The 22,606-nt window shown below is 37.8% G+C and carries 21 protein-coding genes; 8 read left to right on the top strand and 13 right to left on the bottom strand.

The annotated features are described in order from the left end of the window. Positions 1-31: 31 nt before the first annotated feature. Genes ATCC51562_RS04040 through selA form a run of 3 tightly spaced genes read right to left on the bottom strand, consistent with a single transcriptional unit; the run spans position 32 to position 3,968 of the window. On the bottom strand, positions 32-772 hold the full coding sequence (locus ATCC51562_RS04040; RefSeq protein ID WP_021090833.1) for a thioredoxin domain-containing protein: 741 nt from the start codon (positions 770-772) through the stop codon (positions 32-34). Positions 773-825: 53 nt separating this feature from the next. Continuing rightward, the gene (selB, locus tag ATCC51562_RS04045) at positions 826-2,646 is read right to left on the bottom strand and encodes a selenocysteine-specific translation elongation factor (RefSeq protein WP_021090999.1); all 1,821 of its coding nucleotides are present in this window, start codon (positions 2,644-2,646) and stop codon (positions 826-828) included. Further along, a complete protein-coding gene (gene selA, locus ATCC51562_RS04050; protein WP_021090533.1) occupies positions 2,643-3,968 on the bottom strand; it encodes an L-seryl-tRNA(Sec) selenium transferase in 1,326 nt (441 codons plus the stop codon). The genes selB and selA overlap by 4 nt, the downstream gene beginning before the upstream one ends. Before the next feature lie 154 nt (positions 3,969-4,122). Between selA and ATCC51562_RS04055 the strand changes: the two genes are divergently transcribed. The 3 genes from ATCC51562_RS04055 (at position 4,123) to ATCC51562_RS09415 (ending at position 6,858) form a co-directional block, all read left to right on the top strand. Next, on the top strand, positions 4,123-5,796 hold the full coding sequence (locus ATCC51562_RS04055) for a 4Fe-4S binding protein (protein ID WP_021091026.1): 1,674 nt from the start codon (positions 4,123-4,125) through the stop codon (positions 5,794-5,796). Continuing rightward, positions 5,789-6,502, top strand: coding sequence for a hypothetical protein (locus ATCC51562_RS04060; protein WP_021090953.1), 714 nt, complete (start codon positions 5,789-5,791; stop codon positions 6,500-6,502). Before ATCC51562_RS04055 ends, ATCC51562_RS04060 begins: the two co-directional genes overlap by 8 nt. Before the next feature lie 89 nt (positions 6,503-6,591). Then, positions 6,592-6,858, top strand: a complete 267-nt coding sequence (locus ATCC51562_RS09415; protein ID WP_021090610.1) for a DUF6803 family protein — start codon at positions 6,592-6,594, stop codon at positions 6,856-6,858. Positions 6,859-6,899: 41 nt separating this feature from the next. Here ATCC51562_RS09415 and ATCC51562_RS04070 read toward each other — a convergent pair whose 3' ends face one another. From ATCC51562_RS04070 to gltX, 6 genes are all read right to left on the bottom strand, one after another. Then, complete coding sequence (locus tag ATCC51562_RS04070) at positions 6,900-7,580, bottom strand: MqnA/MqnD/SBP family protein (RefSeq protein ID WP_021090752.1); 681 nt, start codon at positions 7,578-7,580, stop codon at positions 6,900-6,902. Continuing rightward, a complete protein-coding gene (locus tag ATCC51562_RS04075; protein WP_021090716.1) occupies positions 7,577-7,849 on the bottom strand; it encodes a barstar family protein in 273 nt (90 codons plus the stop codon). The genes ATCC51562_RS04070 and ATCC51562_RS04075 overlap by 4 nt, the downstream gene beginning before the upstream one ends. After that, on the bottom strand, positions 7,846-8,352 hold the full coding sequence (locus ATCC51562_RS04080) for a ribonuclease domain-containing protein (protein WP_021084510.1): 507 nt from the start codon (positions 8,350-8,352) through the stop codon (positions 7,846-7,848). The genes ATCC51562_RS04075 and ATCC51562_RS04080 overlap by 4 nt, the downstream gene beginning before the upstream one ends. A gap of 9 nt (positions 8,353-8,361) precedes the next feature. Further along, complete coding sequence (upp, locus tag ATCC51562_RS04085; protein ID WP_004317747.1) at positions 8,362-8,988, bottom strand: uracil phosphoribosyltransferase; 627 nt, start codon at positions 8,986-8,988, stop codon at positions 8,362-8,364. Between the two features lie 83 nt (positions 8,989-9,071). Then, positions 9,072-10,325 (bottom strand): malic enzyme-like NAD(P)-binding protein, encoded by a 1,254-nt coding sequence (locus ATCC51562_RS04090; protein WP_021090804.1) that lies wholly within the window; start codon positions 10,323-10,325, stop codon positions 9,072-9,074. Beyond that, entirely contained in the window at positions 10,322-11,701 is a 1,380-nt protein-coding gene (gene gltX, locus ATCC51562_RS04095) for a glutamate--tRNA ligase (RefSeq protein WP_021090970.1), read from the bottom strand. Before gltX ends, ATCC51562_RS04090 begins: the two co-directional genes overlap by 4 nt. Before the next feature lie 70 nt (positions 11,702-11,771). On the opposite strand from gltX, the gene ATCC51562_RS04100 reads away from it, so the two are divergent. The 3 genes from ATCC51562_RS04100 to ATCC51562_RS04110 all read left to right on the top strand — a co-directional run bounded on the left by ATCC51562_RS04100 (position 11,772) and on the right by ATCC51562_RS04110 (position 16,812). Further along, positions 11,772-12,602, top strand: coding sequence for a peptidylprolyl isomerase (locus ATCC51562_RS04100; RefSeq protein ID WP_021091056.1), 831 nt, complete (start codon positions 11,772-11,774; stop codon positions 12,600-12,602). A 193-nt stretch (positions 12,603-12,795) separates the two neighbouring features. Continuing rightward, positions 12,796-15,102 (top strand): TonB-dependent siderophore receptor, encoded by a 2,307-nt coding sequence (locus tag ATCC51562_RS04105; protein ID WP_021090727.1) that lies wholly within the window; start codon positions 12,796-12,798, stop codon positions 15,100-15,102. 54 nt (positions 15,103-15,156) lie between these two features. Further along, positions 15,157-16,812: an ABC transporter ATP-binding protein/permease gene (locus tag ATCC51562_RS04110; RefSeq protein ID WP_021090809.1), complete on the top strand. Its 1,656-nt coding sequence runs from the start codon at positions 15,157-15,159 to the stop codon at positions 16,810-16,812. 29 nt (positions 16,813-16,841) lie between these two features. Here ATCC51562_RS04110 and yedE read toward each other — a convergent pair whose 3' ends face one another. Further along, the gene (yedE, locus tag ATCC51562_RS04115; protein ID WP_021090597.1) at positions 16,842-17,900 is read right to left on the bottom strand and encodes a YedE family putative selenium transporter; all 1,059 of its coding nucleotides are present in this window, start codon (positions 17,898-17,900) and stop codon (positions 16,842-16,844) included. 145 nt (positions 17,901-18,045) lie between these two features. On the opposite strand from yedE, the gene ATCC51562_RS04120 reads away from it, so the two are divergent. Both ATCC51562_RS04120 and ATCC51562_RS04125 read left to right on the top strand, forming a co-directional pair. After that, positions 18,046-19,233: a molybdopterin molybdotransferase MoeA gene (locus ATCC51562_RS04120; RefSeq protein ID WP_021090496.1), complete on the top strand. Its 1,188-nt coding sequence runs from the start codon at positions 18,046-18,048 to the stop codon at positions 19,231-19,233. Between the two features lie 17 nt (positions 19,234-19,250). Further along, positions 19,251-20,252, top strand: coding sequence for a TerC/Alx family metal homeostasis membrane protein (locus tag ATCC51562_RS04125; RefSeq protein ID WP_035167273.1), 1,002 nt, complete (start codon positions 19,251-19,253; stop codon positions 20,250-20,252). A gap of 120 nt (positions 20,253-20,372) precedes the next feature. Here ATCC51562_RS04125 and ATCC51562_RS04130 read toward each other — a convergent pair whose 3' ends face one another. Genes ATCC51562_RS04130 through ATCC51562_RS04140 form a run of 3 tightly spaced genes read right to left on the bottom strand, consistent with a single transcriptional unit; the run spans position 20,373 to position 22,605 of the window. Next, positions 20,373-20,936 carry a MotE family protein gene (locus ATCC51562_RS04130; RefSeq protein WP_021090673.1) on the bottom strand — a complete coding sequence of 188 codons (564 nt, stop codon included), beginning with the start codon at positions 20,934-20,936 and terminating at the stop codon, positions 20,373-20,375. Then, positions 20,936-21,358 carry a flagellar export protein FliJ gene (locus tag ATCC51562_RS04135; protein ID WP_021090542.1) on the bottom strand — a complete coding sequence of 141 codons (423 nt, stop codon included), beginning with the start codon at positions 21,356-21,358 and terminating at the stop codon, positions 20,936-20,938. Before ATCC51562_RS04135 ends, ATCC51562_RS04130 begins: the two co-directional genes overlap by 1 nt. Further along, on the bottom strand, positions 21,355-22,605 hold the full coding sequence (locus ATCC51562_RS04140; protein ID WP_021091062.1) for an adenylosuccinate synthase: 1,251 nt from the start codon (positions 22,603-22,605) through the stop codon (positions 21,355-21,357). Before ATCC51562_RS04140 ends, ATCC51562_RS04135 begins: the two co-directional genes overlap by 4 nt. Position 22,606 lies beyond the last annotated feature (1 nt).

Consider the following 22,606-nt stretch of genomic DNA (forward strand, 5'->3'; position numbering starts at 1 on the left):
ATAAATTCTAGGGAGAGCTCCCTAGAAAAGATTATTTTAGATCGCTTTTGTTTATGATAAATGGTACTGATCTAACGCCAGCTGAGAAATATTTTTTACGTAAAGTATCGATCTTGTCGCTCTCTTCTTTACTAACATTTTTTTCATCTACGTTATAATCTTCAGAAAAATACTTTCTTAAAATTTTAACCTTATCACTATCGCTTTTTGCATTTTTTATATCTTTATAGATCAAAGCACTTTTTTGCAAAGACGATAGTTCATGCACTGGAGTTAAGATGATTTCAACGTTATTGTCTTTTAATGTCGTTTCAATCTTTGCTAGCTCGGCTCTACAATATGGGCATTCAGGATCTGAAAACATGATAAGAGTTGGCTTTTTGCTATCATTGCCAAGAGTTACAACATTTGCCTTGTCTTCATTTTTATAAATTTTAGCTAGTGATTTTACTAAATCAAGTGCTGCTTTTTCTGCGATAACCTTTTTTTCTTCAGCTAAATAAGACTTCTGCTCCTTTAAATTTACAACATCAGGAAACATAAGATCGCCCTTAACAAAAGTCACATCTTCTTGAGACATATCACCTTTGCTAAATTTTAAGCTTACTTTTTCTATATCATCTAAAATTTTAGTGCGTTCTACGACTTTTACATTAACACCATCAATATTTTGATTTTTAAAAACTTCTGAGTAAAAATCTTCTATTTGCTTATCGCTTGCTGCCATTAGGCTAGTTGCCGCTAATATTGAGGCCAAAACCACTTTTTTCATTTTTTTCCTTTTTAAAAATTTGGCGGATTATATTTGCTTTTTGTAAATGAATACTAACCGCGAAAGACTCTATCATTTCCTTGCTTCATTATGTCACTCTCAAGATCAAGTTGCTCAAGATAAGCTATTACATATTTTCTGCTTAAATTTAGTGCATCCTTAGCATTTGTGACATTTACAAAGCCTTGATTTTTGATGATCTCTCTTAGCTTATCAAGTGCCATTTTTAGCGAATTTCTAGTGATAAAAAGATTATGCTCCAGCCTTACAACTCTGCCCATTGCAGTTAGTTTTTTAAGGGCATTATCGCCACTTAGTCTATCTATTTCCAGCTCATCATATATATTATAAGGTGCCGTTGGAGCTAGCTTTCCGCTTTCTAAAATTTCATAAATTTTCTCTTCAAGCCTTACTTTTAGTTTGCTTATATCAACGCCCTTTTTTGTATAGACGCCATCATTTTTAGAGATTAAGTTTATACTTTCAAGCTCATCAAGTGCTTTTTGAGCCAAATTTTGACTAGCCCAAGCAAGCTTTAAGCTTATACTTTGAGCTGAGAAAACGGCAAATTCATTTTTTTCTATCATAAATTTAACCACAGACTTTATCCGCTCAACCGCGCTTAGATCGTAGATATTTAAAGCCTTTTCATCAACAAAAACGTTTGAGACTTTTTTAGCCACATTTACTGCCTCTTCGTGACTTAGTCCAAACCTTTGATAAGAAGAGATAATGCCAAAGCCATTTTTGTGGGCTTCTTTAAGTATAGAAAATGCCCCAATGAAATCATGCTTTAAAAGTGCAGCCAAAAAGAGAATTTTGCCAGCTTTTTTTAGTGGCTCAAGCACAGGATTTAGCACTCTGCCACCTCCTATCACACGAGCGTCTGAGATAAGCACAAAGGCCTCATCAAATTTCAAAAACATATCGCTTTGAAATTTAAAGGTAACAAAGTAGCTATCATCTTTTTGGCTAAGGATTAGCACCTTTGCAGGGACGTTTTTAGCGCCCACGCAAAAGGTTACGCTTTGCGAGTGAATGAGATTTTTAGCAGTTACGACCGCGTCAACCTCTCTAAATCCCCTAAAATAGCCTTTTTTACTAAGTAACTGCCCTTTTTTTAACTCATTAAGCTCAATGCCAGTTAGATTAAGCGCCACGCGGCTGCTAACCCCTGCGCTATCAACGAATTTATCGTGGCTTTGCACGCTTCTTACTAGCACCTCTTTACCAGCGTCATAGTTAAAAAGTTTCTCATTTTTACTAACGCTTCCCTCTATAACGGTGCCAGTCACGACATTTCCGATACCTTTTAGGCTAAAGACCCTATCGATGTAGTATCTAAAAACGCCCTCCTCATCGCGCTTTTTAGCTCTTAGCGTAAAGAGGTAGTTTCTAAGCTCGTCGATACTTGCCTTATCCTTTATACTAACGGCAAAAATTTCTAAAATTTGCAGGTTTTTAAATTTAGAAATTTCATCTCTTATCTCTTTTTTTCTTAAATTTATAGTCGCTTCATCTACGAGGTCACACTTAGTAAGTGCCACGATCAAAGACTTCACACCAAGAAGATTTAAAATTTCAAGGTGCTCCAAGCTTTGAGGCATAAGGCCGTCATTTGCTGCCACTACAAATAAACACGCGTCAAAGCCATACGCGCCACTTATCATCGTTTTTATGAGATTTTCATGCCCAGGCACGTCGATAAACGCGATATTCTCATCATTTTTGCTTAAATTTGAAAAGCTTAGATCGATCGTTATGCCACGCTTTTTTTCCTCTTCAAGATTGTCCCCCTCAAAGCCGTTTAGCTCCTTTATAAGCGCGGTTTTTCCGTGGTCGATATGCCCTGCTGTTCCTATTATTAGACTCATTTTTCTTCCGTTTCATTTATTATTTTTATTAGTTCATTTACATCGTCATCTAAAAGTGTTCTTAAATCAAGTAAAAATTTATCATTTTCTATGCGGCCGATCACCTTTTTTTGCCTAAATTTCTGCTCATTTAAAACTGCATCTCCGCTAACTGCCAAAGCCACGCTTGGAATTTTTTTATTTGGCATCGCCCCACCTCCTACAAAGGTTTGTGTGCGAACTATCTCAAGCGGTGTTTTTAGATTTTTATTTATAAAATTTGCTAAGTTTTCAAGCTCTTTTACGCTTTTGTGAAGCAGTTTTTGCGTTGTGATTAGCTCGAATTCTTTATTTAAATAAGCTTTCATGCTCTCAGCCAAAAGCGAGATGATCACTTTATCTACGCGAAGCATCCTTAAAAGCTGGTTTTTCCTAAGCTTTGCGATGAGCTCTTTTTTGCCGACAATTATGCCACACTGCACCGCACCAAGCAGCTTATCGCCACTAAAACTAACTAGCGAAACATCTTTTAAATTTTTTAGATCTGGCTCGTTTTTGTCAAGATTAAACGGCAAATTTCCGTAAAAACCACTGCCAAGATCAAAATAATCTATCAAATTTTGCCTGCTTGCTAGCTCGCTTAGCTCATTTGCCGTGGTCTCTTCGCTAAAGCCAACGATGTCAAAATTTGATCTATGAACCTTTACAAGCATTGCCGTTTCGTCACTGATCGCCTCTTCGTAGTCTCTTAGCCTAGTTTTGTTCGTAGTGCCGACCTCTTTTAAGATACAACCTGCATTTGCCATCACCTCAGGTACTCTAAAACTACCGCCGATCTCGACTAGCTCGCCTCTGCTAACGACCACTTCCCTGCCCTTTGCAAAGGTGTTTAGCACCAAAAATACAACGCTTGCGTTGTTATTTACAACGATGGCGTCTTCAAAGCCAAAGGCCCTTGCTATTAGCGAGCCAACGTAGTCGTATCTGTTGCCACGGCTGCCTGTTTTTAGGTTGTATTCGAGATTTGAGTATCCTGTGATAACAGGCGTTGCTCGCTTTAAAATTTCTTTATCTATGACGCTTCTAGCGAGGTTTGTGTGAATGGTCACACCGGTTAAATTTAGCACTCTTTGAAGGCTTGATTCATTAAATTTATGATATTCGTTTAGGATTAAATCTATTATTTCTTGCAACGCAAAATTTGCATTTTCATTTAAAATTTTAGCTCTAACTTCATTTAAAATTTGCCTCGCAAGCAATGTGACTAAATTTATATCAAATCCTGAAAATGCTTCGTTTTTTATGATCTTATCAACTTGTGGGATATCTCTTAAATCGCTCAATTTGTGCTCCTAGTAAGTTAGTTTTACCAAGCCGTGATTTTAACATAAAAAATATTATAAATTAAACCTTAGAGCAAAAAGGAACATATAAAATTCAGAGTCTATTAATCCCATTAATATTAAAATAAGCCTGTTTTTGATAATAGGAGAAATTATGAAAGAATTTGGCTTTTATAACGATTTTGACGATACTTTAATGCTAAATGAACAGATAGAAATAAATAATGAAAAGGAAGAATATTTAGTTTCTAACTCGCCAAAGCTTAAAGCAAACATTATCGCACCTGAGATAAATTTTTATCTAAAAAATACAACCGCAAGCGTCTTAGAAAAAGCTAAAAATACACTTTTGCTTTATGAAGCAAGAGCAACTGCATTTGACATGGCAAAGGATGTTGATTACGAAAAAGAAGTCGGAAAAAACGTCGTAATAGTAAGCAACTCAGGCCGTGAGGAGCTAGCAAATTTATTAAAAGAAAATGGCTATAAAGTCATTGAATTAACGCATTTTGAAGTGAAATTTATTTATGGTGCAGCTGGCGAGCTTAGTGTTTTGATACTTAGAGCAAATGACGAATTTGAGGTCGATTGCGACTTTTTCTTGGTTGAAAATGCAAGGGATTATATGCTAAAGCAAAGCGGCTGTTATGAAATAGCTGGGCTAGAAGATGAAGCTGTGCTTAAAATGTTAAATGAAAAAACTCCAAAATTTAAGTACAAAAGCCTAACTCAATATGACTCTTCGATCTGTCAATATCACGAACGACGAAATGAAATTTGTGGACGCTGTGTCGATGTTTGTCCAACTGTGGCCATTTTAAAAGAAGATGAGACAAAGCATCTTGTTTTTTCACAAATCGATTGTGTAAATTGTGGCAACTGCATTAGCGTCTGCCCTAGCGGATCTCTTGACTCTACACTTATGCCACAAAACTCATTTGCTACTATTGCCAAACTTTACAAAGGTAAAATTCCACTAATAATCTCCAATGAAACAAATTTAGACGAGCTAAATATAAGCCTACCTGAAAATGTCCTACCTTTTTTCATATTAGCACCACATATGTTAAATCAAGCTCATCTTCTTACATTGCTTCAAGAAAGTGGTGCGAGTGTGATTTTATTTAGCAAAACTCTTGGCAAAGGCGAAAAAGACGCCATTAGCATCTTAAATCAAATTTATGAGCTTAAATTTAAAGAGACGGCGATCTATCACGCTAAAGATAAAAATGAGCTTGAAGATACACTCAAAAAGGCAAAATTTATAGCTGACTCACAACACACAATAAACGAATATGCCTTACCAAAAAGAGAAATTTTTGCAAAAAGGCTCGAGTTTTTAGTAGGTAGTGAAGATCTTGGCGTGGTAAAAAGCGGCGAGATGATAAGATACGGCGATGTCAAGATAAACACTGATAGCTGTACGCTTTGTCTAAGTTGCGTTGGCGCTTGTAACGTAAGTGCGCTAGTGGCTGATAAAAAGACAAATTCGATTTTATTTAATCCAAGCGTCTGTACAGCTTGCGGATACTGCGAACTAAGCTGTGCTGAAAAAGATACCATAAGCCTTGAGGTTGGAAAAATTTCTCTTAAGCCTGAGTTTTTTACATATAATGAGCTGGCACGAGATGAGCTTTTTGCCTGTGTTGAGTGCGGAAAAGAGTTTGCGACTAAAAAAGCGGTCGAAAAGATCGCAACTATAATGCAACCAAGATTTGGCAACGATAGGGTCAAGATAAAAGCGCTTTACTGCTGTGCTGACTGTAAGGCCAAACTAATGGTTCAAGCCCAAATAAACGCGATGAAAGAGGATTTATTAAATGGATAAAAACATTATAAAAGCAAGATCATATTTTTACGAATTTCTAGCATATCCTATGTTTTTTTACACAAATGATGAGAAATTTGCAAGGTGGAAAGAGCAGCTAAAATACTTAAGCGCAAATCCTTTAAGCGAGGATAGTGATATTGCGTTTAAAAATTTAGATAAATTTAGCTTTGAAGAATTTTCAAAAGAACAAAATGACGTTCTTTTTGGCTTTACAAATATCCCTTTAAGTGCCTCATTTTATGAAGAAGGCAGAGACAACGGAGCAGCTAGGCTTAGGGTTATTGAATGTTTAAAACTAAGCCCATATAGACGTGATAGCGAGCTTTGCAAAGACAGCGAGGACTACGTTGGATTTATATTTTTAGCGATGGCTACATTTTTAAAAGATGAGTTTAATGATGCAAAAAATATTAGCAATAAGCTATTTTCTGAGACCTTAAATTTATTTGTAGATGAGTTTGGCTCGCTACTTTTAGCTCACAAAGAGGCAAATTTCTTTAAATCATATACTATTATTTTAAAAGATTTCATCGATCTTGAACGCTCTATACTAAACGTAGAAGCACCGGCTAAGCCAAAAGGCGATAGTGTCGCCATGGCAGCACTTAAGAAAGAGCCATTTCAAAGCAAGATGCCAACATTTAAAACCAAGCTTCATTGGGAGGAATTTTCTCCAGTCATCTCACACGAGTTTAAAGACTAGCTTAAATTTACTATTAGCCCGGCTAGGAGTAAATTTATATCTCATCGGCGTCATCCCACTTCTTAGCATAGCCCTTTTTAGAGCTAAATTTGATCTATAAAAACGCTAGCGAAAGAGCAAAGTTAAAGCTTCACTTTTGCCTGCTCATCTTCTTTTTGACCGTCGGACACGTTGCGATGATATTTGGCATGGTTGATCCTACTATAACAGGCTACAAGGCTAATGATGGCGCGATGGATATGCATATGAATATGCAAATGAATATGCCAGCAGATATGTCGATGCATGATCACCACAAGATGATGATACAAAATATGAGCGATGACAACTCAACTAATATACATATGCACCACTAAATTTTATAGCTTCTTGGCAGCTGCCAAGAAGCTATAAAAATTTAATTCTTTTTTTCTGCTTTTAACAATCTATCTTCTTTAAAAAATTTTTGGAGTGATTTTTGCTCTTTTGGACCGATCTTGTAGCTTATAAATTTAAGATACCACTTTATATCTTGCTCGCTTATGCCGCGACTTTTAGCGTACTGGGCTAAAATATAGTTTGGGATCTTTATATTTTTTTGCAAAAATTTTGCGACCAGTCTTTTGTAAAACGAGCCATTTTTTACGTAAGAAAACCTACCAAAAACAAAGGGCAAATTTGTCTTTTCGTGCCAAATTTGACCAAGGTCATAAAAGTACTCTTTGCCCTCACTTAAGTATGCCTTTAGCGCCCTGTCACCTATGACCACCTCGCCATTTAGCTTAAGCACCTTGGCTAGGGCGTTTGAGCTAGCCGAGGCAGGATCTGGCTTTGGGGCTGAGTTTTTGCGCACAAGCACGCTTTTTACATCTTTTTTGGCGACTATTCCAAAATTTAGCTTCTTTAAATTTGCCTTTTTACTAGCTATGCTTGAGATCACCGCAGCGTCGATCTTTCTGGCATTTAGGGCTCTGTTTAGCTTGCTTGGCACGCCCTTTTTAAACTCGATAGCCTTTTTTATCTGAGAGCTTAGTGGGGCTGATTTTAAAAATACGTGAAATGGGAGTAAGTTTAGATAATCAATCTTTCCAAATATCATTTTTCATCTTTTACAAGCTCAAATTTAACCATCTCGTTTTCGTTGCAAACGTCGCGAAATAGCTGAGCTAGGCTCTCTTTTGTGGCACTATCCAAAGCATTTTCATTTTTTAGCTTTATAAGCGTTGGCTCATTTATCTCGCAAAGGCAGTCAAAGAGCGCGTCTAAATTTTTGCCGTAGTACTCTGGCAGGTCAAATTTCTTAGCAAAATACTCATGCATCTTCTCTTTTTCGACCATCTTTTTGGCATCTAATATCACGCTTTTCATTGCATCCTCTTCTCATAAAGCAGGTAAAAATGCTCGTAGTGATCAGGCGTGTAGTAGATAAGCCCGTCGTTTGAATATAAAATTCTCTCAGCGCCGCGCCTGCCACCATTGTAATTTACATCGCACTCAAACCACTTTCTACCATCAGCCTCAGGCAGCCTCTTTTCTCTGTTTGAAAATCTATCCCCGCCGATGCTTTTGCCGCCGCTTATCTGCCATAAATTTCCGCTTTTTGCGTCCCAGCCAAGAGCCATTGCCTCTTTTTTGGTTATGAAATTCTTTGGTAGCTTGTTAAATTTATAGATATAAAGTGCGACCTCATCTTTTGAGGTGTATGAGCCGTTTTCTGCGAGGCTCTGGCTCTTTTGCCCCTCTTTGTTTAGCTGCTCAAGTAAAATTTGAGCGTTTTTGTTTGCCTCTCCGCCCTCTTTTGAAAAAAAGAAAGTACCGATGATGATGGCAATGACAAAGGCGACTAGAGCCGGCAAAAGTCTTTTGTTCAAATTTAGCCCTTAAAGAGTGTTAAAAACTCTATCGCCAGCATCACCAAGACCTGGTACGATGTAGTTTTTCTCGTTTAGTTTCTCATCGATCGAAGCCGTATAGACCTCGACGTCTGGGTAAATTTCACTAAATCTCTTTAGCCCCTCAGGTGCGGCGATGATAGAGATAAATTTGATCTCTTTAACGCCCTTTTCACGCAAGAATTTAACCGCATCTATCGCCGTGCCGCCAGTCGCAAACATAGGATCGATGATGATAGCCATGCGCTCTTTTGCGTCTTTTGGAAGCTTTGCGTAGAAAAACTCAGCCTGCGCTGTCTCTTCGTTTCGCTGAAAGCCCAAAAAGCCAACGCTCGCATCTGGTATGATGGTAAAGACGCTATCAAGCATGCCAAGAGCAGCCCTTAAAATAGGGCATATCATCACCTTTGTAGTTAGCCTTTTTGCGTCTGCCACCGCAACTGGGGTTTGGACTTTGACATCTTTTACCTTTAAATTTCTAGTCGCCTCAAAGATCATAAGATAGCTGATCTCATCAACTAGCATGCGAAACTGAAAAGGTTGGGTATTTTTATCACGTAGAATGGTTAATTTATGCTCGATCAGTGGGTGTGAGATGAGCTTCACGTTTTGCATTTTTTATCCTTAAATTTACTGTTTTTAGAAGGTTTATCTTTACAAAATGCCAAAAGAGTTTAGCCCAAAAATTGGGCTAAAATTTAAAATCCTTTTGCAAGTTTGGCTTTATAAGCCTCAACATCAAAATCTTTTACTCTCGCTACGCCATCTTCAACTGCAGCTTTCGCAACTGCTGGAGCAACCGCTGTTAGCACACGTTTATCAAATGGTTTTGGGATGATGTACTCTTTGCCAAATTTTAGCTCGCTAACACCACTTGCTTTTAAAACTTCAGCTGGTACTGGCTCTTTTGCAAGCTGTGCAAGCGCTCTAGCTGCAGCCATTTTCATATTTTCAGTGATTTTTTTAGCTCTAACGTCAAGCGCACCTCTAAAGATGAATGGAAAGCCTAAAACGTTATTTACTTGGTTAGGATAGTCGCTTCTGCCTGTGCCCATCATAACGTCACTTCTTACAGCCTCAACGTCCTCTGGATAAATTTCAGGCACTGGGTTTGCCAAAGCAAAGATGATAGGCTCTTTATTCATTGACGCAACCATCTCTTTTGTAAGCACACCAGGCTTAGAAAGACCTAAAAACATGTCAGCGCCATTCATCGCATCAGCCAAAGTTCTATCCTCAGTTTCAAGCGCAAACTCTACCTTTTCAGGCGTTAGGTCTGTTCTTTTTGAGTGAATGACGCCTTTACTATCTATCATCACGATGTGTTTTGCACCAAGTGCTTTATACATCTTCGCGCACGCTATGCCAGCTGCACCTGCGCCGCTAACTACGATTTTTATCTTTGAGATATCTTTGCCAGAAATTTCCATCGCATTTATCATGCCAGCACTTGTTATCATCGCTGTGCCGTGCTGATCGTCATGCATGACTGGGATATCAACTGCTTCTTGAAGCTTTCTCTCGATCTCAAAGCACTTTGGAGCACGGATATCTTCTAAATTTATACCGCCAAATGTCGGAGCAAGAGCCTTGCAAATCTCAACGATCTTATCTGGATCATGCTCGTCTAGCTCGATATCAAAGGCATCAACATTTGCAAATTTTTTAAATAAGACTGACTTACCCTCCATAACTGGCTTACCAGCGATGGCGCCGATGTCGCCAAGCCCAAGGACAGCCGTGCCGTCGGTGATAACGGCTACCAGATTTGCTTTATTTGTATATTTATAAGCTAGCTCATTGTCGGCTTCTATCTCTTTGCAAGGCTCTGCAACGCCAGGCGTATAGGCCATTGAAAGGTCTCTTGATGTTTCGCAAGGCGTCTTTACCTTTATCTCGATCTTACCGCCTATATGGTAGTTTAATGCTTCTTCTTTAGTTACATGTGTCATTTTTCTTCCTTTAATAAATTTTGTATTCTATTTTTCGTCTCGCTACTGCCCACTACTTCAAGCACTTCAAAGATGCTTGGGCTCACGCTTGAGCCAGTTAGCGCTATTCTTAGAGCCTGAGCTAGGTCTTTTAGCTTTAAGCCATTTTGCTCTAAAAATTTATTAGTTAGCTCCTCGTAGCCCTTTGCGTCAAGGTCGCGGTCTAAAATTTGAGCAAATTTAGCCAAAATTTCTTTGCTATTTTCATTTATAAATTTAGCCCAAGCTTTCTCATCGTAGCTTTTTGGAGCGTTAATTATCGCGTTTGCGCTATTTGCCATTTCGATTAGTGTCTTTGATCTCTCACGGAGCGAATTTAGCAGTAGCTCGCCCTTTACCAAAGCCTTAAAATCTACGCCAAACTCAAGCATATCGTGCGCTAGCCTCTCGTAAGGTAAAGTCTTAATGTAGTGAGAATTTAGCCAGTCAAGCTTTTGAGCGTTGTAAGTGCTTGAGCTTTTGTTGATATCGTTTGGATTGAAGTATTTAAGCATATCCTCAATAGTAAAAATCTCATCATCGCCGTGGCTCCAGCCAAGACGAACGAGAAAATTTAAGAGCGCTTCAGGCAGGTAGCCCATCTTTTTATACTCCATAACGTCAGTTGCGCCGTGTCTTTTGCTAAGCTTTTTACCATCCTCTCCGTTTATCATAGCGACGTGATAAAATTTTGGTACCTTAAAGCCAAGTGCCTCGTAAAGAACGATCTGTTTTGGAGTATTTGAGAGGTGATCGTCACCACGGATGACGTCTGTTACGCCCATTAGTGCGTCATCTATTACGACCGTGAAGTTATAAGTTGGTGTACCGTCGCTTCTTGCGATGATAAAGTCGTCCAATATGTCTTCAACTTTAAATTTAACCTCACCTTTTATGCCATCATGTATGACGATTTCGCCACTTAATGGAGCTTTTATACGGATGACTGGCTCGATACCAGCTGGAGGAGTGCCAGTAAAATCTCTATATCTATTATCATATTTTGGACGCTCTTTTCTTGCCTCCTGGCTAGCTCTAAGCTCTTCAAGCTCGTCCTTGCTCATATAGCATTTATATGCTTTGCCTTCTTCAAGTAGTTTTTTAACATACTCTTTGTAAAGATCAAATCTTTTTGATTGATATGTCACTTCGCCGTCGTGATCTAGCTTGCACCAAGCAAACGCTTCTTTTATGGCTTGCGTGGCCTCTTCTGAGTTTCGTTTTAAATCAGTATCTTCGATGCGAAGTAAAAATTTTCCATTATTAGCTCTTGCGTATAAATAATTATAAAGGGCTGTCCTAAGTCCGCCTATATGTAGATATCCAGTAGGCGACGGAGCAAATCTAGTAACTATCATTTTGTGCCTTATTTTTATGTTATAATTGCCCAAAATTATATTTACTAAATACTTAAATAAAGGTTTTATTATGAAAAAATTGCTCTTTTTGGCTGCTGGCATGCTAAGTGCTTTAAATTTATATTCGGCTCAGATGATAAACGGTATCGCAGCTATTGTAGAGAACGAACCAATCACGCTTTATGAAGTTTATAGCTTGAAAGAACAGCTAAGAGCTAGCGAACAAGATGCTTTAAATTTGCTCATAAGAGATAGACTCGAAGATGCTCAGATAAAAAATTTAAACATTAGCGTAACGCCATTTGAACTAAACGACAGGATCGAATCGATCGCAAAGCAAAATGGTATGACAAATTCGCAGTTTAGAAGCTCTATCCAAGCTCAAGGCATGGACTTTTTGGAGTTTAAAAACAACATAGAAAAAAAGATGCTTCAAGAAAAGCTTTATAAAAGCATTTTGGCTGAAGCTGGCAAAAATGTAAATGAGCAAAAAGCAAAGATGTATTTTGACGCTAATCCTGATAAATTTAAGGTCTTTAGCACCGCTAGAGTCGTAGTTTATAGAGCAAAAGATCCTGAGCTACTTGAGGCTCAAAAGACAAGTCCGAAGCTACTAGACGGCGTGCAAACACAAGAGGTTAGTTTGGACTATCAAAGCATAGATCCAAGGCTTGCTGCGATCATCTCAAGCACAAATAACGGTGACTACACACAGCCTTTGCAAGGGCCTGACAGCTTTGATATGTTTTTAGTAAAAGAGAAGATCGGCTCATACACACCAAGCTTTGCAGATGTTAAGGATAATGTTATAAACGAGCTTTATCAAGGTGAGCAAGAAAAACTTATGGCTGATTATTTTGATAAACTCCGCGCAAAAGCAAAGATTCAAATTTTAAGATAACTTCTCTTAGCTCTTAGCCGTCATTTGGCGGCTAAAATACACTAACTTACGAAATTTAATTTTTAAAATTATTATTTAAATCTCTTCAAAATTTATAAAGAAATTGTAAATTATAAGCAAAAATTTTATCATTTCTTAATCTCTGATTTATATAATTCCAAAACAATAATGATTATTAAAATAGGAGTATATTATGAGATACAAGTTATCCATTGCACTTGCAGTAGCTCTTAGTGTAAATACACTGTGTGCAGCAAATAGCACCGATCTAAACAAGACAAACGATGCAGCCACTACCCAAAATAGCACTAGTCCAAACGACCAAACCTTCGCAAGCGATGCTAATCTTGCAGAAGTGCAAGTGGTGAGCGATCTTTCAAAGACTGAAGGTACTGGCTCATATACAGCCGACAGGATGAATACTGCAACTGGGCTAGGTTTAAGCATAAAAGAGACACCACAATCAGTTTCTGTCCTTTCAAATCAACTTATAAAAGATCTAAATTTAAAAGATGTAAATTCAGCCTTACAATATGCTCCTGGTATCGCCGTTAGAAACGACAGTGGGCGCCTTAGGATAAATTCGCGTGGCTTTGATGTAGATAACATCCAAGAAGATGGTATCGCCTCGTCTGTATCCTCATCAGTCCAAGGACCACTTGGCTATTCTAAAGAATTTACAGATCTTGAGTTTTACGATAGAGTTGAGGTTTTAAGAGGCGCAGCAGGACTTACACAAAGTAATGGTGAGCCAGGCGGTACTGTAAATTTAGTCCGCAAACGTCCAACAAGCGAATTTGCCTTTAACACAAGCCTAAATTTAGGTAGCTGGGATAATTACCGAGGCACATTTGATATTAGCAACTCATTAAATGAATCTGGTTCAGTACGTGGAAGACTCATTGGTGTTTTAAGCAAAAATGGCACATACAAGCACTACCGCAACGGCTGGCGTGGAGCGCTGGGCGGGATATTTGAGTTTGATTTAACTGATAAAACACTGCTTACTGCTGGGCTTATATGGCAAAAGACAAGCGAAGTTTATGACATATACGGCGTACCAGCGCTTGATAAAGATGGCAATAATTTAAATTTAGATAGAAAGAGTTACTTTGGGGCAAATTGGAACAATAGCATCTATGAAAAGTATAATGCTTTTACAGAAATTTCTCATCAGTTTAATGATGACTACAAAGCCTATGCAAAGCTAAACTATACAAAAAGCGATGGCATAATAAAATTTGGCTCAATGGGTGGAACGAATCCATATGATCCAGCAGCACCTTCTCATGATATACGCTTACAAAAATACGACAATGGCTCAAAAGAGGTCAATCTAAAGCTTGGAGTAGATGGAAAGTACGAACTATTTGGACAAAAACATGATATCTTCGTAAATGGCTCACTTAGTAAGGAGAAATTTGTAGAGCATGATATCAGAATGCCAAGTATATCCTTAGCATCACTTGGACTTGGCATATATAACTGGAGCTCTTCAGCCATAGCCGAACCAAACTGGGGTGGAACAAATGCAACTTTAAATAAAACTTTTACAAAAACAATTTACCAGCAAGCTCTAACAGCTGGCACTAGATATAACTTTAGCGATGAGTGGCATATGATACTTGGTGGAAGATTTGCTAGGGTAAAATATGACAGTTTTAATGAAAATCATAAAACTGGTGCAAGATCTGCTAACACCTATATCACAAAGTCAAAATTTTCACCTTATGCAGGCCTAACATGGGACTTTTCAAAAGATCATAGCTGGTACGTAAGCTATGCTGAAATTTTTAAGCCTCAAAGCGCAACTGATGCAAATAAAAATGTCCTTGAGCCAGTCGTAGGATATAACATTGAGACAGGTGTGAAGTCTGAGTTTTTAGGTGGTGCGTTAAATACGGCTGTGGCGCTCTTTCAAATAATCCAAGAAAATAGAGCCATAACAGATCCAAACAACTCAAACTACTCTATCGCTGAGGGAAAAGTGAGAAGTAGAGGTATAGACGCTGAAATTTCAGGCTCAATAACTGAGAGATGGAGCGTGATGGCTGGGTATACTTTTAACAAAAGCATCTATCTAAAAAGTGAAAGAAAAACATCATCAAATGTTGATTACAACAAAGGGGCTGACGCTAAAAAATATATCCCAAGACATATGTTTAAGCTCTATACAAGCTATGAAATACCACTTGTTGGCACTCAAAAACTAAGCATTGGCACAGGTGTTAGATACCAAAGTAAAACAAGTGGTATCTATATGAAAGACAATATGAGCTCAGGCTCAGCTATAAAATACTACGTGCCAGAACAAAAAGGCTATGCACTTTGGGATGCAAATATCAACTATTTAATAAATGACAACTTCAGCGTGGGTTTAATCGTTAAAAACATAACCGATAAAAAGTATTTTTACAATACACACAATAGAACCGCTGGCATGAACAACTTCTACGGCGACCCAAGAAGCTTTACATTAAGCTTTAACTACAAATACTAAATTTAATCCCAAGGCCTTTTTTGGCTCTTGGGCCTTTAAATTTAAAGGAAAAATTTGAGAATTTTAAGGCAATTTTTTGAAATTTCATCTTGGTTTTGGCTAAATAAAAAGGCTTTTAAAGCATGGGTGGTTCTAGCTTTAATGATATTTGCAAGTCTTGGTGTGACAAAAATAGCAGTTTTGATGAATGAGTGGGAGAAGCGTTTTTACGACGCACTAAGCACATTTAGCAAGGATGTGATCTTACATCTTGTGGGAGAATTTTTACTATACACGTTATTTATTGTTATTTTCATAGTTTGTGGCAGTTATTTAAAGAAATTTCTCATCATTTCCTGGCGAGAGAGTCTAAGCTCAAAACTAGAAGATCTGTGGCTCGAAAACTCTAGCTTTTATAAAGTAAGCCTTACAAATGCAAATTTTGATAACCCAGATCAAAGGATAGCCGAAGATAGCTTTTTATTTGTCGAGCGAAGTGTAAATTTAGTAAAGTCCTTTGTTTATAATGTCGCAAATTTAATAGCATTCGTCTTTATTCTTTGGCAAGCTTCTAAAATTTTAAAGATTGAACTTGCTGGAATAAATTTAGAGATAAGTGGCTTTTTGGTCTACATAGCTATCATCTATACACTCATTTGTTCACTCATCACTCACCTTATTGGCAAAAAGCTAAAACCACTAAATTTTGAAAAACAACATCTTGAAGCTAACTATAGAGCAGACTTACTAATCCTTAGAGAAAATGCAGAAGCGGCCGCATTCTTAAACGGAGAAAAGAGAGAAAAAACGAGATTTAGAGATGATTTCTTAAAAATAATCAAAAACTATAAGCATATTATTAATACCGAATTTAGACTTGAGTGCTTTAGCGCAAGCTACCTAAAAATAACAAACCTCATCCCAATCTTTGCCTCGTTGCCACTTTATCTAGCTGGCACTATGAGCTTTGGTGATATGATGCAGGCAAGAACAGCATTTTATAAAGTTCAAGATGGTCTTGCGTGGTTTATGGACTATTACAAGCAGATAATGGAATTTGCTGCTAGCGTAGAGCGTATATATACCTTTGTGAGTATACTCAGTGAAATAAAAAAGGCTCACGAATTTAGTCAAAATGATGAAGCTGTGATTTGTAAAAATTTAACACTAAAGACGCCAAACGATGAAATTTTATTTAAGGACTTGAGCTTTAGTTTAACACCAAAAAAATGGTTGGTATTAAATGCAAAGAGTGGAGCTGGTAAAAGTACGGCTTTTAGATACCTAGCAAATCTCTGGCAGCATGGCAAAGCAGAAGTATTGATGCCAAAAAATGGAGTGATGTTTATACCCCAAAAGCCATATTTGGTTAGATCTAGCCTAAGAGAACTCATCTCCTATCCGAACAAAAATGAACAAAATGATAGTGAAATTTATAAAATTTTAGCCAGAGTTGGCCTTAGCAAATTTAAAAATTTAGATGAAATTTTAGACTATCCTAAGATTATGAGTGGAGGCGAGGCTCAGAGGCTAAATTTTGCCAGAGTCTATCTTGCAAAGCCTAAATTTTTATTCTTAGACGAGGCAACCTCAGCACTTGATAATACTTCAGCGGCTGAAATTTTGAAAAATTTAAAGAGTGATTTTAGAGAACTTGGCGTGATGATGATCACACATCAACGTGAGCTTTTTGAACTTTTTGATGAGGTGGTAGATATAAAAAGTGAGTAAATTTGACTGCAAAAGCAGCCAAATTTATATTATGCTTTTTTAGTAAAAACTCCAACATAAATAGCATAGATAAAGCCGATCGCTACGGTATATGGAGCATAAGGAGTGATGCCAGCTCCAGAGCTTGCAAGTATGAAGTTGTGGCTTATCGCAGCACCTGCTCCCATGCCTAAGACAAATACAGCTGAGCTTAAATTTCCAGCTCCCATTTGCACTAAATGTTTGCCTGGGCAGCCATAACTTAGGCTAAAGCAAAGACCAGCCAAGCTCATGCCAAGGAAATTCCAAAGGACGTCATTATGAGCGATAGGTTGAGCTTCAAAGCCAAATTTATATTGTCCAAGAGCTAAATTTGTGATACTTGCAAAAACGATGATAGATACAATGCCATAAAACATTGAAAGATCACGCTCAAAAACTTTACTAATCGCACCAACTGAGCAAAATTTGCTTCTTTGCATAAAAATGCCAATAACAATGGCGCAAACAAGCGAGATAAAGATATTTGCATGCATTGAGCCTGGACCTTTTTCTGAGCTAAATAATGCACCATTATCGCCAAGTTTTAAACCAAAGACAAGGGCTATTAAAAGCAAAATAGCAATGATTAATGGCAAAAACGCAACTGGCTTTGTCGTGGCATCATTTTCAGGTATGACGTAACCATTTTTTTTGAAAAATCGTCCAACAAAAACGCCAGCAAATAGACCGACAAGACCAGCAATAGCAGTCATATCTCCGCCGCCAAGGCGCAAAAACGCTCTCCATGGACAACCCAAAAAGATAAGACAACCAATCATAGCAAACACACCTAGGAAAAACCTAGAAAATGCCGCACTGCCTGATACTGGAGTGAAATTTCTACTCCAAAGCATACTTGCTAGAAAGCCTCCGATGATAAGACCTAAAATTTCAGGCCTTAGATACTGCACGACCTTGGCTTGGTGAAAGCCAAGAGCACCTACGCTATCCCTTAAAAAGCAAGCCGCACAAACGCCCATGTTTGCTGGGTTGCCAAAATAAACAAGCACTGGGCCAAGAATGCCAAGGCTTGCACCTGCGATGATGTAAAGCAATGTTTTATTCATGAATATTCCTGTGTATAGGGTAAAATCAAACTGATTTCTTAAATAGCATTTTAATAGAGCATAAATAAAGAAAGTATAAAATTTAAGAGCCAAATAGCTAAAATAATAAAATTTTACGAAAAAAGGACACAAAGTGCGAGATATCATGAGTTATGAGGATAGTTTAAAGATTTTAAAAGACACAGTTGAAATTTGGGATAAAGTAGAAAAGATCGCTATCACAGACGCCCTTGATAGAAATATCGCACACGATGTGATAGCGGACAGAAACTATCCAGCAAAGCCAGTTTCAGCAATGGATGGCTACGCATTTGCATACGATGATAGCTTAAGCGAGCTTGAGCTCATTACCGATCTTCCCGCGGGAAGCGACAAGGAGATAAAAATAAGCGGGAACAAATGCGTTAAAACATTTACTGGATCGCTCATGAGTGAGGGCTCAGATACGCTTGTGCCAGTTGAAAATGTCGAAGTTAATGGCTCAAAGATCACTATCAAAAAAGGTGTATCAAAGGGCTTTGCTGTGCGTGCGGTGGGTGAGAGCTACAAAAAGGGAGAAATTTTAATAAAAAAAGGCACCAAGCTTAGTTACGCAGAAATCGCACTTCTTGCTGAGCTTGGCATCTTTCACGTAAGCGTTTTCATCCGTCCTAGAGTAGCAATAATTGCAACTGGTAGCGAGATCAAAGATCTTGGCGAGCCACTAGAAAATGCTGCACAAATTCATAGCTCAAATCACATAGGTATAGCGATGCAAATACGTAAAATGGGAGCTGAGCCAATCCTTTGCGAGATCGTAAAAGATGAGGCTACGCTTGTTAAAAAAGCTATCATAAATGCACTAAAATCAGCTGATATCTTAATAACAACTGGTGGCGTTAGCATGGGAGATTATGACTTTGTAAAAGATACTTTAAAAGAAAATTTTAGCGTCATCATAGATAAAGCTGCCATTAAGCCAGGCCGCCATATCAAGATAGCAAAATCAGGCGAAAAATATATATTTGCACTGCCTGGTTTTCCGTATTCAGCGATGGTTATGTGCGTGCTTTATGTTAGAGTTTTGATAAATTTATGGCTAGGCAATGATGAGCCAAAGATCACGGCGATAATAGACGAAGACTATAAAAAGCGTTCGCCATTTTTAGAATTTACGGCTGTAAATTTAGAAAATCGTGAAGGAAAAAATTTTGTAAATCTAAATGGCAAAAAGCTTGGCAGTTCAGCGATCGTAAATAATTTAACAAACAAGGCTGCACTTTTAATGATCCCAATGGATAAAGAAATTCTTAAAAAAGGTGAGATAGTAGAAGTCTTGATGATGCCTTGCTAAAATTTTAAGGATAAAAGTTGAACACGTCAGAAATTCAAACAATTATAGTTTTTCTGTTAATGGCATCACTCGCCTTTGGAATAGATCTTTTTGCTCATAAACATGATGAGAAAATTTCACTAAAACAAGCCGGTATTTGGTCTATCTTTTGGATAGGAGTTTCGGTACTTTTTGGCATATATCTATATTTTGAGCGAGGCAGCGAAATAGCAAGTCTTTATTTTGCAGGATATGCGCTAGAAAAGTCGCTCTCGGTAGATAATCTTTTTGTGATGATGGCGATTTTTTCATGGTTTAATATACCTGAAATTTATCGCCACAGAGTGCTTTATTTTGGCGTTATAGGAGCTATGATATTTAGGCTCATCTTTGTAGCCGTAGGTACAATGCTTTTTGCCATCTCTCCTTGGATGGAGCTAATATTTGCAGCAATAGTCGCATATAGTGCCGTAATGATGATAAAAAAAGATAAGTGCGATGAGGATATAAAAGATTATTCAAACCACATAGCTTATAGGGCAGTTTATCGCTTCTTTCCGGTTTTACCACAGCTTTTTGGACATAGTTTTTTTGTTAAATTTAGCGAAATTTCTAAACAAATTTCAGATAGTCAAAAAACTACTCTTAACGATCAAATTTTAAGACTAAAAGCCACTTGGATAGTAACACCGTTATTCTTGTGCCTTTGCGTGATTGAGCTAAGCGATGTGATATTTGCTTTTGATAGCGTTCCAGCTGTCATTGCTGTGAGCAAAGATCCTGTGATTGTTTATTCAGCGATGATATTTGCGATACTTGGTCTAAGAACACTTTATTTTGTGCTTGAAGTACTCAAAAATTTTTTAAAATATCTAGAAATTTCTGTGATCGTGCTTTTATTTTTTATCGCAGCAAAGCTAGCTGTAAATGCGACTGCTCATATCTTTCATATCGGTTTTGAAATTTCTGCACAAATTAGCCTTTTTATCATTCTAGCCATCCTTGGAGTTGGGGTCATAGCAAGTTTGGTTAAAAAATAGCTACCACAAAAGTATACAAGCTAAAGGTAGATGAGCTTAAAATTAAAAATTTATAAGCATAGAGCTTTATATTTTGGTGTCTAAATTTTTTAAAATTTTGCTTGCTTGTGCAAAAATTTATTACTGAATATTTATGCTACCAGCTGGGGTTGGCATATCGCCTTTTTCATCAGCAAATGGTGGCCCTTTTTGAAGCAAAGTGGTGATCTCGGATGCTACTTTTGGATCCATTTTTGCCATGATAGTAGATATCTTTTTGGCATCAAGAGCATAAAGTATGGTGGCCGCGTTTGATCTAGGCATTTTAGAGAGCACTTCAGCTGCTGCGCCATCTTTCATCTTAGAATACGACTCATTGACTTTATCACTAGTCATTGTGCGAAGTTCTTTTAAAATTTTCTCATTTTTGGCGACCACTTCATCGATCTCTTTGCGTTTTTGCTCGATCACTTTCATTGTCGCATTTAGATCAGCTTCTTTTTTGGCAAGCTTTTTATTATTTTCTTCATAGGCTGCTGCCGAGCTTGCGCGAAATACTTCTAAAGCTTGGCGCTGTTCATCTATGATCTCAAGTTCCTTTGAAATTTCTTCTTTTCTAGCTTCAAAAATTTGCGTACAGTCAACTGGTACTTCAAAACAAAATGCAAAATTTAAAACAATGAAAAATAATAAAACCGCTCTCATTACAACTCGCTCTTAGTTGTAAATTTCATCACTGCAAACTCATCAAGCGCAAGTGCTTCGGCCTTTTGTATGCGTTTTATCTCTTTTTTAAACTCTTCTTTTTCTAGATATTTCATCTTTTCGTACTCTAAATTTGCATTTTTATATTTATGTTCGTAATGCGAAACCTCTTTTTTAGCTATCTCAAGACTCTCTTTGCAGGCATTTAACTCTTGCCTTGCTATCTTTATAAACTCTAAATTTTCCTTTAGTTCGCCTATATTGCCACTTTTTGGCAAGCAAAACTCCTCAAGCCTTGCTCTTAAATGCACTAAATTTTCTTCAAAATTTCTTACATTAAGCCTGGCGACGGCGAGCTTTGCCTCTACCTTATCCATCTCTTGTTTTTTTACGCGGACGATAGAGGTAAATTTGCTTTTCATCTAATGATCGTATCGCTTCTTTCAGGGCTTGTTGAGATGTAGCCGATCTTTACGCCAGTTAGCTCTTCTATTCTCTCGATATAAGCTCTTGCATTTGCTGGCAGATCTTCATATTTGCTTATACCTTTTACACTATCCCAGCCTGCAAGTTCCTCGTAAATAGGAGTTGCATTTTCAAGATCTGTCGGCATATAATCGATAGTTTCACCATTATATTGATAAGCTTTGCAAATTTTTACCACCTCAAATCCATCAAGTACATCAAGCTTCATGAGCGCATAAGTATCGACACCATCGAGTCTTGAAGCATATTTTACACTCACAGCATCAAACCAGCCACAACGTCTGCGGCGGCCTGTTGTTGTGCCAAATTCCTTACCGATATCACACATCTTATCGCCACTCGTACCTTTATCTTCTGTTGGGAAAGGACCAAAGCCAACACGAGTCGTATAGGCCTTTATGACGCCTATTACTTCACCTATTTCTTTTGGATTTAGTCCAAGACCTGTGCAAGCACCTGCACTTATGGTATTTGAGCTAGTTACGTATGGATATGTGCCATGGTCGATATCTAAAAGCGTGCCCTGAGCACCTTCAAGTAGGACTTTTTTATCTTCATCTAGCGCTTTCCAAACTAAATTTGTAGTGTTTGCGATAAATGGAGCCAAAACCTCTTTATATCTTTTTAGCTCTTCAAGCAATTCGCTCTCATTAGGAATTTTTACACCAAGTGCGTCAAATACGCATTTATTTGTCTCAAAATCATGCATCAAAGCATCACACAAACGCTCTGGTTCAAGTAATTCGCCTACTCTGTGACCACTTCTACTTATTTTATCAGCATAAGTTGGTCCGATACCTTTTCCAGTCGTACCGATTGCTTTTTCACCTTTGAGTTTCTCTTTTGCTTGATCGATTTGACTATGGTAGCTTAGATTTAAATGTGCTTTATCGCTAATATAAAGCCTTCCCTCTAAATTTTCAAACTGTGCCATTTCAGTGATTAATACTTCTGGGCAAACAACAACACCATTGCCAATGATATTTATGATATTTTTATGCAAAATTCCACTTGGAACAAGGTGAAGCGCGTATCTAACGCCATCAACCCAGATCGTATGGCCGGCATTGTGGCCGCCTTGTGAGCGACAGATCATGTCATAGTTTAGTCCTAGCATATCAACTATCTTACCTTTACCCTCATCACCCCATTGAACTCCAACTACTAAATCAGCCTTTCTCATT

The organism is Campylobacter concisus ATCC 51562 (assembly GCF_000466745.1).
Classification (GTDB): domain Bacteria; phylum Campylobacterota; class Campylobacteria; order Campylobacterales; family Campylobacteraceae; genus Campylobacter_A; species Campylobacter_A concisus_B.

Bases quoted from the DNA above. Each gene is read 5' to 3' on its own strand.
- upp (WP_004317747.1), bottom strand. From the start codon at position 8,988: ATGCAAAACGTGAAGCTCATCTCACACCCACTGATCGAGCATAAATTA.
- ATCC51562_RS04040 (WP_021090833.1), bottom strand. From the start codon at position 772: ATGAAAAAAGTGGTTTTGGCCTCAATATTAGCGGCAACTAGCCTAATG.
- yedE (WP_021090597.1), bottom strand. From the start codon at position 17,900: ATGAATAAAACATTGCTTTACATCATCGCAGGTGCAAGCCTTGGCATT.
- ATCC51562_RS04140 (WP_021091062.1), bottom strand. From the start codon at position 22,605: ATGAGAAAGGCTGATTTAGTAGTTGGAGTTCAATGGGGTGATGAGGGT.
- ATCC51562_RS04060 (WP_021090953.1), top strand. From the start codon at position 5,789: ATGGATAAAAACATTATAAAAGCAAGATCATATTTTTACGAATTTCTA.
- gltX (WP_021090970.1), bottom strand. From the start codon at position 11,701: ATGATAGTTACTAGATTTGCTCCGTCGCCTACTGGATATCTACATATA.
- ATCC51562_RS04075 (WP_021090716.1), bottom strand. From the start codon at position 7,849: ATGAAAAGCGTGATATTAGATGCCAAAAAGATGGTCGAAAAAGAGAAG.
- ATCC51562_RS04120 (WP_021090496.1), top strand. From the start codon at position 18,046: ATGAGTTATGAGGATAGTTTAAAGATTTTAAAAGACACAGTTGAAATT.
- ATCC51562_RS04100 (WP_021091056.1), top strand. From the start codon at position 11,772: ATGAAAAAATTGCTCTTTTTGGCTGCTGGCATGCTAAGTGCTTTAAAT.
- ATCC51562_RS04055 (WP_021091026.1), top strand. From the start codon at position 4,123: ATGAAAGAATTTGGCTTTTATAACGATTTTGACGATACTTTAATGCTA.
- ATCC51562_RS04070 (WP_021090752.1), bottom strand. From the start codon at position 7,580: ATGATATTTGGAAAGATTGATTATCTAAACTTACTCCCATTTCACGTA.
- ATCC51562_RS04130 (WP_021090673.1), bottom strand. From the start codon at position 20,936: ATGAGAGCGGTTTTATTATTTTTCATTGTTTTAAATTTTGCATTTTGT.
- selB (WP_021090999.1), bottom strand. From the start codon at position 2,646: ATGAGTCTAATAATAGGAACAGCAGGGCATATCGACCACGGAAAAACC.
- ATCC51562_RS04090 (WP_021090804.1), bottom strand. From the start codon at position 10,325: ATGACACATGTAACTAAAGAAGAAGCATTAAACTACCATATAGGCGGT.
- ATCC51562_RS04135 (WP_021090542.1), bottom strand. From the start codon at position 21,358: ATGAAAAGCAAATTTACCTCTATCGTCCGCGTAAAAAAACAAGAGATG.
- ATCC51562_RS04105 (WP_021090727.1), top strand. From the start codon at position 12,796: ATGAGATACAAGTTATCCATTGCACTTGCAGTAGCTCTTAGTGTAAAT.